The sequence below is a fragment of the Streptomyces justiciae genome (genome assembly GCF_015163075.1).
Lineage (GTDB): Bacteria > Actinomycetota > Actinomycetes > Streptomycetales > Streptomycetaceae > Streptomyces > Streptomyces justiciae.
In genome coordinates this window covers 159191-171253 of record NZ_JADDXU010000016.1, presented here as the reverse complement: position 1 = coordinate 171253, position 12063 = coordinate 159191, and the positions used below count along the sequence as shown (strand labels likewise).

8 protein-coding genes are annotated in these 12063 nt (G+C 70.6%); 5 read left to right on the top strand and 3 right to left on the bottom strand.

What is annotated here, in order from left to right; all coding sequences use genetic code 11:
• The first annotated feature begins 10 nt into the window (after positions 1-10).
• The 5 genes from IQ210_RS35630 (at position 11) to narI (ending at position 7430) form a co-directional block, all read left to right on the top strand.
• Positions 11-826: an SAM-dependent methyltransferase gene (locus tag IQ210_RS35630; RefSeq protein ID WP_194083345.1), complete on the top strand. Its 816-nt coding sequence runs from the start codon at positions 11-13 to the stop codon at positions 824-826.
• A 101-nt stretch (positions 827-927) separates the two neighbouring features.
• The gene (locus tag IQ210_RS35625; RefSeq protein ID WP_194083344.1) at positions 928-4611 is read left to right on the top strand and encodes a nitrate reductase subunit alpha; all 3684 of its coding nucleotides are present in this window, start codon (positions 928-930) and stop codon (positions 4609-4611) included.
• A gap of 1 nt (position 4612) precedes the next feature.
• Positions 4613-6220: a nitrate reductase subunit beta gene (narH, locus tag IQ210_RS35620; RefSeq protein ID WP_194083343.1), complete on the top strand. Its 1608-nt coding sequence runs from the start codon at positions 4613-4615 to the stop codon at positions 6218-6220.
• Entirely contained in the window at positions 6220-6708 is a 489-nt protein-coding gene (narJ, locus tag IQ210_RS35615; protein WP_194083342.1) for a nitrate reductase molybdenum cofactor assembly chaperone, read from the top strand. Before narH ends, narJ begins: the two co-directional genes overlap by 1 nt.
• Positions 6708-7430 carry a respiratory nitrate reductase subunit gamma gene (gene narI / locus IQ210_RS35610; RefSeq protein WP_194083341.1) on the top strand — a complete coding sequence of 241 codons (723 nt, stop codon included), beginning with the start codon at positions 6708-6710 and terminating at the stop codon, positions 7428-7430. Before narJ ends, narI begins: the two co-directional genes overlap by 1 nt.
• On the opposite strand, the gene dnaK is transcribed toward narI, so the two are convergent.
• From dnaK to IQ210_RS35595, 3 genes are all read right to left on the bottom strand, one after another.
• Complete coding sequence (gene dnaK / locus IQ210_RS35605) at positions 7427-9292, bottom strand: molecular chaperone DnaK (RefSeq protein ID WP_194083339.1); 1866 nt, start codon at positions 9290-9292, stop codon at positions 7427-7429. The genes narI and dnaK overlap by 4 nt on opposite strands.
• A 150-nt stretch (positions 9293-9442) precedes the next feature.
• Positions 9443-9871, bottom strand: coding sequence for an OsmC family protein (locus IQ210_RS35600; protein ID WP_194083338.1), 429 nt, complete (start codon positions 9869-9871; stop codon positions 9443-9445).
• 74 nt (positions 9872-9945) lie between these two features.
• Positions 9946-12021, bottom strand: coding sequence for a phage holin family protein (locus IQ210_RS35595; RefSeq protein ID WP_194083336.1), 2076 nt, complete (start codon positions 12019-12021; stop codon positions 9946-9948).
• Between the last annotated feature and the right edge of the window lie 42 nt (positions 12022-12063).

Below are 12063 nucleotides of genomic sequence, written 5' to 3'. Positions count from 1 at the left end.
AAACCGCCGCATGACCGGACCGGAAACCGCGCCCACCATCCTCGACACCACCAGGCCGCATCCGGCCCGTGTGTACGACTGGTGGCTCGGCGGCAAGGACAACTACCCGGTGGACGAGGAGCTCGCCCGCAGGATCCTCGCCTCGGACGGCGCGGTGGTCCGCGGGGCGCGCGCCAACCGCCGGTTCATGCACCGGGCGGTCCGGACGGCCGCCGATGCGGGCATCCGCCAGTTCCTCGACATCGGCACCGGCATCCCCACCGAGCCCAACCTGCACCAGGTCGCCCAGGAAGTCGCCCCGGACGCGCGGGTGGTGTACGTCGACAACGACCCGATCGTCCTGCGCCACGCCCAGGCCCTGCTGCACAGCACCGCCGAGGGCGCCACGAACTACGTGCACGCCGACGTCCGCGACCCGGACACCATCCTGCGCCTGGCCGCGGAGACCCTGGACTTCTCCCGGCCCGTCGCGCTGTCGCTGGTGGCGCTCACCCACTACCTCGGCGAGGACCCGGACGGCGACGACGTGTACGGCCTACTGGAGCGGTACGTCGCCGAGCTCGCCCCCGGCAGCTATGTGATCCTCTCCCAGGTGACCCCCGACCTCAGCCCGGAGGCCATCGGGAAGGCCGCGGAGGCTTTCCGGGCGAGCGGTACGCCGTTCCACCCGCGCTCGCTGCCCGAGTTCTCGCGCTTCTTCGCCGGCCTGGAGCTGCTCGGCCCGGGCGTGATCCCGGTGACCGGCTGGCGGCCGGAGCCCATCGACGTCGAGGCCCAGACCGAGGGCGTCGTGCCGGTGTACGCGGGAGTCGCCCGCAAGCCCTGACCCGTACGACCCTCGGACGAGTACCCGTACGGGTGCCGTGAACAGGTGCGTTCCCGCCCTCGCCCCTAGCTTCGGAAGCACGGGCAAGCAAGGGAGCGCATGTGACCGACACCCAGACCCCGCCCACCGAGCCGGGCGCGGCGCTGCTGAAGGCCGGGCGTTTCTTCCGGCCCGGCACGCCCGCACCCGACCTGCACCGCATCGAGCTGACCGGCGGGCGCGAGGCGGACGCCTTCTACCGGGACCGGTGGAGCCACGACAAGGTCGTGAACTCCACCCACGGGGTGAACTGCACGGGTTCCTGCCGGTGGAAGGTGTACGTCAAGGACGGCATCATCACCTGGGAGACCCAGCAGACCGACTACCCGAGCGTCGGCCCGGACCGCCCCGAGTACGAGCCGCGCGGCTGCCCCCGGGGCGCCGCGTTCTCCTGGTACACGTACTCCCCCACCCGGGTGCGCTACCCGTACGTCCGCGGTGTCCTCCTCGAGCTGTACCGCGAGGCGCTCGCGAGGACCGGAGACCCGGTCCTGGCCTGGGCGGACATCCAGAGCGACCCCGAGCGCCGCCGCCGCTACCAGCAGGCCCGCGGCAAGGGCGGCCTGGTCCGCGCGACCTGGGACGAGGCGGTCGAGATCGTCGCCGCCGCGCACGTCCACACCATCAAGACGTACGGCCCCGACCGCATCGCCGGCTTCTCCCCGATCCCGGCGATGTCGATGGTGTCGCACGCGGCCGGAGCGCGCTTCCATTCGTTGATCGGCGCCCCGATGCTGTCGTTCTACGACTGGTACGCCGACCTCCCCGTGGCCTCCCCGCAGGTCTTCGGCGACCAGACGGACGTCCCCGAGTCCGGCGACTGGTGGGACGCCGCGTATCTGATGATGTGGGGCTCGAACGTCCCTGTGACGCGGACGCCGGACGCGCACTGGATGGCGGAGGCCCGCTACCGGGGCCAGAAGGTGGTCGTGGTCGCCCCCGACTACGCGGACAACGCCAAGTTCGCCGACGAATGGCTGCACCCGCACCCCGGCACGGACGGCGCGCTGGCCCTGGCGATGGGGCACGTCATCCTCAAGGAGTTCTTCGTCGACCGTGAGACACCGTTCTTCACGGACTACGTCAAGAAGTTCACCGACCTCCCGTTCCTGGTCACCCTCACCGAGAAGGACGGCGCGCACGTCCCCTCGAAGTTCCTGCGCGCCACCGACCTCGGCCAGGAAGGCGAGGGCGCGGAGTGGAAGACGGTCGTACTGGATGCGGCGAGCGGCCGCGCGGTCGTCCCGAACGGTTCCCTGGGCTTCCGCTGGACCGAGTCGGGCAAGGGCCGCTGGAACCTCGAACTCGGCGCTGTCGAACCGACGTTGACCCTGCACGGGCAGAACATCTCGAGCGGCGTCGAGGTCCTGCTCCCCCGCTTCGACACCGAGGGCGGCGAGCACGGCCAGGGCCGCGGCGACGTGGTACGCCGTGGCGTACCGGCGACCCGGCTCGGCGGTCCGGACGGTCCGCTGGTGACGACCGTGTTCGACCTGCTGCTGGCGCAGTACGGCATCAAGCGCCCTGATCTGCCGGGCAGTTGGCCCGCCTCCTACGAGGACGCCGAGGCGCCCGGCACCCCTGCCTGGCAGGAGGTGCACACTTCCGTCCCGGCCGCCAAGTGCGTCAAGATCGCCAGGGAGTTCGCGCGCACCGCCGAGCGCTCCAAGGGCCGCTGCATGATCCTCATGGGCGCCGGCACCAACCACTGGTTCCACTCCGAGACCATCTACCGCGCCTTCCTGGCCCTCCTCCAACTCACCGGCTGCCAGGGCCGCAACGGCGGCGGCTGGGCGCACTACGTCGGCCAGGAGAAGTGCCGCCCGGTCACCGGCTGGGCGACGCTGGCCGCCGCGTCGGACTGGTCGCGTCCACCGCGACAGATGATCGGCACGGCGTACTGGTTCCTCAACACCGACCAGTGGCGCTACGACCACTTCACCGCCGACGTGCTGTCCTCCCCGCTCGGCGAGGGCCGGTTCAAGGGCATGACGGGCGCCGACTGCCTCGCCCTGTCGGCGCGTTCGGGCTGGATGCCGTCGTACCCGACCTTCGACCGCAACCCCCTGGAGCTGGGCGAGACCTTCGGCGACCCGGTGGCCAAGGCGGTGGCCGAACTTCGCGCGGGCACCCTGAACTTCGCCTGCGAGGACCCGGACGCCCCGGAGAACTGGCCGCGCGTGCTGACGCTGTGGCGGGCCAACCTGCTCGGCTCGTCGGCGAAGGGCGCCGAGTACTTCACCCGGCATCTGCTGGGCACGCACTCGTCGTTGAGCGCCCACGAGGCCGAGTCGCACGAGCGGCCCCGGGACGTGAAGTGGCGGGAGGAGGCCCCCGAGGGCAAGCTCGACCTGCTGCTGTCGCTGGACTTCCGGCAGACGTCGTCGACCCTGCTGTCGGACGTCGTCCTGCCGGCGGCGACCTGGTACGAGAAGCACGACCTGTCGTCCACCGACATGCACCCCTACGTGCACTCCTTCACCCCGGCCGTGGACCCGCCCTGGCAGGCCCGCACCGACTTCGACACCTTCAAGGCGCTGGCCGACCGGCTCAGCGAGATGGCGGTCCTGCATCTGGGCACCCGCAAGGACCTGGTGGCGTCGCCGCTCCAGCACGACACCCCGGGCGAGACCGCCCAGCCCGGCGGGGTGGTCCTGGACTGGAAGCGCGGCGAGTGCGATCCGGTCCCCGGGAAGACGATGCCGAACCTCACGGTCGTCGAACGCGACTACACCGCGATCGGCGCCAAGTTCCGGGCGCTCGGCCCACTGGTCGAGAAGCTGGGCCTGCCCTGCAAGGGCATCGCCCTCAAGCCGGACGAAGAGGTGCGGCACCTGGCCGAGTTGAACGGCACCGGCTACGAGGGCCGCCCCTCGATCGACACCGCCGTGAAGGCCGCGAACACCATCCTCGCCCTGTCCGGCACCACCAACGGCCGCCTCGCCACCCAGGGCTTCCACACCCTGGAGGCGCGCACCGGGCAGGAGATGGCCCACCTGGCCGCCGAGCACGAGGGCAAGCGGATCACCTACGCCGACACCCAGGCGGCGCCCGTCCCGGTCATCACGTCACCGGAGTGGTCGGGCAGCGAGTCCGGCGGCCGCAGGTACACGGCGTTCACCCTCAACACCGAGCACCTCAAGCCCTGGCACACCCTGACCGGCCGCCAGCACTTCTTCCTGGACCACGACTGGATCCACGAACTGGGCGAGGCGCTCCCGGTCTACCGGCCGCCGCTGGACATGAACAAGCTGTTCGGCGAACCGCAGCTCGGCCCGGACGGACAGCGGGAAGTGACGGTCCGTTACCTCACGCCGCACAACAAGTGGTCCATCCACTCCGAGTACCAGGACAACCTGTTCATGCTGGCCCTCTCCCGCGGCGGCCAGTCCATCTGGATGGCCCCGCAGGACGCGGACGCCATCGGCGTCAAGGACGACGACTGGATCGAGGCGGTCAATCGCAACGGCGTGGTCGTGGCCCGCGCGGTCGTCTCGCACCGCATGCCGGCCGGCACGGTCTACATGCACCACGCCCAGGAACGCACGGTCAACGTGCCGACGACGGAGGCCACCGGCAAGCGCGGCGGCATCCACAACTCGCTGACCCGGCTGATCCTCAAGCCGTCCCATCTCATCGGCGGCTACGCCCAGTTGAGCTGGGCGTTCAACTACCTGGGCCCCACGGGCAACCAGCGCGACGAGGTGACGGTCATCCGCCGCCGCAGCCAGGAGGTCGAGTACTGACATGCGAGTGATGGCTCAGATCGCGATGGTCATGAACCTCGACAAGTGCATCGGCTGCCACACCTGTTCCGTCACCTGCAAGCAGGCATGGACCAACCGGCAGGGCATGGAGTACGTCTGGTTCAACAACGTCGAGACCCGCCCGGGACAGGGCTATCCGCGCCGCTACGAGGACCAGGAGAAGTGGCGCGGCGGCTGGGAGCTCAACAAACGGGGCGCGCTGAAGCTCAAAGGCGGCGGGCGCTTCCACAAACTCCTCGGCATCTTCTCCAACCCCAAGCTCCCGGAGATCAAGGACTACTACGAGCCCTGGACCTACGACTACAAGAACCTCACCGACGCCCCGCTCGGCGACGACTTCCCGGTGGCCCGGCCGGTGTCGCAGATCGACGGCAAGCCGATGAAGATCGAGTGGTCGTCGAACTGGGACGACAACCTCGCGGGCGCCCCCGCCTACGGCGACCTCGACCCGATGGTCGAGCGCGCCCGTCAACAGGCGGCGGAGAAGGTGAAGTTCGAGTTCGAGCAGACCTTCATGTTCTATCTGCCGCGCATCTGCGAGCACTGCCTCAACCCGTCCTGCGTCGCCTCGTGCCCGTCCGGCGCGATGTACAAGCGGGCGGAGGACGGCATCGTCCTGGTCGACCAGGACCACTGCCGGGGCTGGCGGATGTGCGTGACCGGCTGCCCGTACAAGAAGGTCTACTTCAACCACCGCACCGGCAAGGCCGAGAAGTGCACGATGTGCTACCCGCGCGTCGAGGTGGGCCTGCCGACAGTCTGCTCGGAGACCTGCGTGGGCCGTCTGCGCTATCTCGGCGTGATCCTCTACGACGCCGACAAGGTGACGGCCGCGGCGTCCACGCCCGACGAAAAGGGGCTGTACGAGGCCCAGTTGGGTGTCTTCCTCGACCCGGACGATCCGGCCGTGCAGCGGGCCGCCGAGGAGGCGGGGATCTCGTACGACTGGATGGAGGCGGCCCGCCGCTCCCCCGTGCGCGCGCTGATCAGCAAGTACAAGGTGGCGCTGCCGCTGCATCCCGAGTACCGCACGATGCCGATGGTCTGGTACATCCCGCCGCTGTCGCCGGTCGTGGACGCGCTCACCGAGACCGGGCACGACGGCGAGGACGCCGAGAACCTCTTCGGCGCGATCGACACGCTCCGCATCCCGCTGGAGTACCTCGCGGAGGTGTTCACCGCGGGCGACACCGCGCCCGTGCGGGGCTCCCTGGAGAAGCTCGCCGCGATGCGCGCCCACATGCGGGCGATCAACCTCGGCGAGGACCCCGACCCGGCCGTCACCGAGGCGGTCGGCATGAAGCCCGCGGAGATCGAGGAGATGTACCGGCTGCTGGCCATCGCCAAGTACGACGACCGATACGTGATCCCGACCGCCGCCGTGGGCGACGCCCGCCGCCTGGAGGAGTCGGCGCTCCCGGAAGGTTGCAGCCTCGAGTACGAGGGCGGGCCCGGCATGGACGGCGACGGGCCGTTCGGCCAGGACTCCGGGCAGCGCAAGCTGCTGCCGGTGGTGTCCGTGGAGAACTTCCACGGGCTGCGCCGCCGCCAGACGTCCGACGACCCCGCCGACGCCGAGGAGGTCTGATGCCGTCGTACGCCGTGCTGTACCAGGCAGCAGCGCTCTGTCTGACGTACCCCGACGACGACTTCCGCGCCCGGCTGCCGCTGCTGCGCGAAGCGGCCCCGCAACTGCGGGAGTTCGTCGATCACGCGGCGGTGACCGCGCCGCAGGAGCTGGCCGCGCACTACGTCCAGGTCTTCGACTTCAAGAACCGGCACAGCCTGTACCTGAGTTGGTGGCAGGACGGGGACACCCGGCGGCGCGGGATGTCGCTGGTCCGCTTCAAGGACGTCTACCGGGCGGCGGGCCTGGAGTTCACCGGCGAGGAGTTGCCCGACTTCCTGCCCGCGGTGCTGGAGTTCGCGTCCCGCACCGGCAACACCGACCTGCTCACCGAACACCGGGACGGCCTGGAGCAGTTGCGCTCCCGACTGACCGCCTTCGGAACCCCGTACGCGTCCGTCCTGGACGCCGTATGCGCCACACTGCCGACCTGTACCGGGGTGCGCTGATGACCACACTCCTCTGGGGCGTGCTGCCGTACGTCGCCATCGCCCTGCTCGTCGCCGGACTCGTCTGGCGCTACCGCTACGACAAGTTCGGCTGGACGACCCGCAGTTCGCAGGTCTACGAGTCGAAGCTGCTGAACATCGCCTCGCCCGCCTTCCACTACGGCATCCTCTTCGTGCTGGTCGGGCACGTCGTCGGGCTGTTCATCCCGATGTCGTGGACGGACAAGCTGGGGATCAGCGAGCACACGTACCACCTGTTCTCGCTCTACGGCGGCACCGCGGCCGGCGTCCTCACCGTCGCCGGGATCGTGCTGCTGGTCTACCGCCGCCGGACCCGGGCCCCCGTCTTCCGCGCGACCACCGCCAACGACAAGCTCATGTACCTGGTGCTGCTCGGCGCGATCGCGCTGGGCATGATCGCCAAACTGAGCCACGCCACCGGCGACGGCTACAACTACCGCGAGTCCATCGCCCCTTGGGCGCGCAGCCTGTTCACCCTCCAACCGGACATCGACCGCATGCACGGGGTGCCGGTGCTGTACCAGGTCCACGCGGTGATCGGCATGGCGCTGATCGCGTTCGTGCCGTACAGCAGGCTGGTCCATATGTTCAGCGCGCCGGTGCAGTACCTGTTCCGGCCCTACGTCGTCTACCGGGCACGCGACCCCAGGAGACTGGGGCCGCGTCCGGAACGGCGGGGCTGGGAGCGCGCGAAGTCCTAAGCGGCCCCGCCCTTCTGCTCCCGGTCCTCGTCGACGATCTCCGCGTCCACCACGCCCTCCTCCTCAGGGGGCGTGGTGGTCTGCTGTTCGGTGCCTTGCGGCTCCGACTGCTGGGCCTGCGCGTACATCGCCTGGCCCACCCGCTGGCTGACGGTCGCGAGGTTCTCGACGCCGTTGCGCAGGGCGGCCGTGTCGGCGTTCTGCTCCAGGAGTGTCTTCAGTTCCGCGATCGCCGTCTCCACCTCCGACTTGGTCTCGGCGGGGACGCGTTCGTCGTTCTCGCGGAGGAACTTCTCGGTCTGGTAGACGAGTTGCTCGGCCTGGTTGCGGGTCTCGGCCGCCTCCCGACGTTTGCGGTCCTCCTCCGCGTACTGTTCGGCGTCCCGCATCATGCGGTCGATGTCGTCCTTGGGCAGCGCCGAGCCGCCGGTGACGGTCATCTTCTGCTCGCGGCCGGTCGCGAGGTCCTTCGCGGAGACGTGCATGATCCCGTTGGCGTCGATGTCGAAGGCGACCTCGATCTGCGGGACACCGCGGGGTGCGGGCGGCAGGCCGGTGAGGTCGAAGACGCCGAGCTTCTTGTTGTAGGCGGCGATCTCGCGTTCGCCCTGGTAGACCTGGATGCCGACCGAGGGCTGGTTGTCGGTGGCGGTGGTGAAGATCTCCGAACGCCGGGTCGGGATCGTGGTGTTGCGCTCGATGAGCTTCGTCATGATGCCGCCCTTGGTCTCGATGCCCAGGGACAGCGGGGTGACGTCGAGGAGCAGGACGTCCTTGACGTCACCGCGGACGACACCCGCCTGGAGCGCGGCGCCGAGGGCGACGACCTCGTCCGGGTTGACGCCCTTGTGCGGGTCCTTGCCGGTGAGTTCCTTGACGAGGTCGGTGACGGCGGGCATCCGGGTCGAGCCGCCGACGAGGATGACGTGGTCGACCGCGGCGAGCTTGATGCCGGCGTCCTTGACGGCCTGGTGGAAGGGGGTCTTGCAGCGGTCGAGCAGGTCGGCGGTGAGCTCCTGGAACTGAGCGCGCGTCAGTTTCTCGTCGAGGTGCAGCGGGCCTTCGGCGGAGGCGGTGATGTAGGGGAGGTTGATCGTGGTCTCCGAGGAGCTGGACAGCTCGATCTTGGCCTTCTCGGCGCCCTCGCGCAGGCGTTGCAGCGCCATCTTGTCCTTGCCGAGGTCGATGCCGTACTGCCCCTGGAACTTCTTCACCAGGTGCTCGACCACCCGCTGGTCCCAGTCGTCGCCGCCGAGATGCGTGTCGCCGTTGGTCGCCTTGACCTCGATGACACCGTCACCGATCTCCAGGAGGGACACGTCGAAGGTGCCGCCGCCGAGGTCGAAGACGAGGACGGTCTGCTCCTCGCCGCGGTCCAGGCCGTAGGCGAGGGCGGCGGCGGTCGGCTCGTTGATGATCCGCAGCACCTTCAGGCCCGCGATCTCCCCGGCCTCCTTGGTGGCCTGCCGCTGGGCGTCGTCGAAGTACGCCGGGACGGTGATCACCGCGTCGGTGACGTCCTCGCCGAGGTAGGACTCGGCGTCCCGCTTCAGCTTCTGGAGCACCCGCGCCGACAGCTCCTGCGCCCGGTAGCGGGTGCCGTCGACCGACCCCTGCTCCGGGAAGCGCCAGCCGCCGTCGCCCATGTACCGCTTCACGGACCGGGCCGTCCGCTCCACGTTCGTCACGGCCTGCCGCTTGGCGACCTCCCCGACGAGCACCTCTCCGTTCTTGGCGAAGGCCACGACCGACGGTGTGGTCCTGGCCCCCTCCGCATTGGCGACGACCGTGGGGTCGCCGCCCTCCAGGACGGCCACCACGGAGTTCGTGGTCCCCAGATCGATCCCGACCGCGCGTCCCATCGCTGTCCCCTTCCGCCAGGGCACTTCCCGGACTCCAGCACAAAACTTGAGTGGGCTGTTGTCAATGCCGCGTACCCCGAAAGCCGGGTACCCCGACATGGCGGATGCCGCGCCCCCCTGGGGGACGCGGCATCCGGGGACGTACGGCTGTCAGGCGAGCTTCGCCGACAGGGTGATCGGCACGGCCTTCAGCGCCTGGCTGACCGGGCAGTTCACCTTGGCCTCCTCGGCCGCGGCGACGAAGGCGTCCTCGTCGATGCCAGGGACGGTGCCCTCGACGGTGAGGTGGATGCCGGTGATGCCCTCGCCCGGCTGGAAGGTGACGTCGGCGGAGGTGGTGAGCTTGGTGGGCGGGGTGCCGGCCCCCGCGAGGGCGTGCGAGAACGCCATGGAGAAGCAGCTGGAGTGGGCGGCCGCGATCAGCTCTTCGGGGCTGGTCTTGCCGTTCGCCTCCTGGGCGCGGGAAGCCCACGTCACCGGCTGCTGGGCGATGGCGCCGGAGGAGTCGAAGGAGACGACTCCGTTGCCCTCGAGCAGGTTGCCTTCCCAGACGGTGTGTGCGGAGCGCGTGGTAGCCACGGTCATTCCTTTCATGTGGTCCCGGTTCCGGGGTGTGGACCCCATCCGATCACACTCCGGCGCACCGCACCCGCCTATGCCGCCCGCTGTTCGTCCTGACGTTCCGGCAGCGGCACCTGGGGGCCGTCCGATTCGCTCAGCCACCGGCGCAGGACGCGGTGGACGTGTTCGGCGCCGACGAGTTCCTCCTCGTCCGCGACCGGTGCGGAGAGGGCGACCGGCGACAGCAGGAACGGCCGCCCCTGCGCCCCGCCCAGGCCGCCGTGCGAGCCGATCTGCTCCTCGAAGGCCAGGACCTCGCCCTCGCCCGGGTCGTACCAGGAGTTGACCATGATGTCGGCGGTGTGCGCGAAGCCGTGCGTACGGCGTACGGCGTCGGCGGCGCCCGGCCCGAACGCGGCCAACGGGCCCGGGTTCTCGTCCAGTCGGTCGACCGGGATCTCCGTGCCGAACGGCCCGAGCACCACCCCGCCGTGCTCCTCGCTGCGCACGAGGAGGAAGCCGATGCCGGGATGGTTGGCGAGCGTCGTCAGCAGCGCCGGGTGGCGGGCGTCGATCTCCTCCTTGCTCATCCGGTGCGGCACGTCCGGGAAGGAGACCAGCCCGAGGTTCCCGGAGGCCAGCACGAGCGGCTCGGAGCTGCGCCGCGAGGGGCGGTGCTGCTCGCGGCCCTCCTCGACCGGCCGGCGCAGGGCGGCACGCACGGCCGCGCGGGCCTCGGCGCCGCTGTGGGTGCGCTGCGCCTTGCGCGGCACGGGCAGCCCGCAGCCGGCCCGCACCAGGTCGCCGAGGGTGAGGCCGTAACGGGCCTGGAAGGTCTCGCCGGGGCTCTGGCCGTGGTCGGACAGGACGACGATCCGGTAGGGGCGCGGGGCGTGTTCGGCGACGTTCTCGATCAACGCCAGGGACCGGTCGAGGCGTTCGAGGACCTTCTCGGCGTCCCGGCTCATCGGCCCGGAGTGGTGGGCGACCTCGTCGTAGGCGACCAGGTCGGCGTAGACGGCGGAGCGTCCGGCGAGCATGTCGCCCATCACGGCGGCGACCACGACGTCCCGTTCGACGACGGTCGCGAAGGCGCGGATGAAGGGGTACAGCCCGCCGCGTCGGACGCGCGGCCGGGTCCGGTGGACGCGGCCCCGTGTGGACTGGCCGATCTCCCGCCCCACTTCCGCGACGAAGGAGAGTGCGGTGCGGACGGCGTTGGCCGGGTCGGAGAAGTACGCGAAGTAGCCCGCGCGGGACCGGGTCTCGCGGCTGCGGCGGCGGGTGGCGATGGACAGCACGAGCGCCTGCTCGTCGGCGCCGCCGCTGAAGAGGTTGCCGCGGCTGGCCCCGTCGGCGCTGAGCAGCCCGCCGTCACCGGTGCGCTCGACCGCCCGGCGCTGGAGCTCGGCGGCGCTGGTGGGGCGGTTGCAGACCATCACCTCCCGGCTGTCCTTCTCGTACCAGCGGAACGCCGGCACGTCCTCGTTGCTGCCGTGCAGGATGCCGAGCTGGCTGGCGCCGGTCTGGCTGGACCAGTCGGTGCGCCACGGGGTGAGCCGGTGGGTGCCGCCGTCCAGCCAGCGGGCGAGGGTCGGCATCACGCCCGTACCGACGGCGACCCGCAGGACGTCGTAGCCGACGCCGTCCAGCTGGAGGAAGACCATCCCCGGGGCAGAGGGCGCGGCCGGGCCGCCTCTTCGGCGGCGGTCGGCGAGCCGGTAGAGGCGGCGCCGGTAGGCGTCGTCGTCCCGCACGGCGAGGGCGGCGCCGGTCGCGGAGGCCACGGCCGACATCACGGCGGCGACCACGACCGCGGTCTCCCACGCCGCCGCACCCCGCTCGGTCGGGTTCAGCCGCAGTGCCAGCAGGAGCAGGAAGCCGTTGAGGACGAAGACCAGCAGCCCGAGCACCAGGGCGGGCACGAGCAGTAGCAGGCGTACGAGGAGCGGCCAGACCAGCGCCGACAGGACACCGAAGGCGCCCGCGCCGAGTGCCGCGGTGACCGCGATGTCGGTGGCGCTGTCGCCGTCCGCGGACCGGAGCTGGAAGTCGGGCAGGATGCCGGCGAGGACGAGCATGGTGATCGTGGAGACCGCCCACACCGTGACGCTCCGCCCTGCCTGACTGGCGACCCGCCGCCAACGCCCGCCTCGCACGCCCCGCACACCTCACGTCCCCGGCCCGTCGTCGGTGCGGGCCTGCACCCA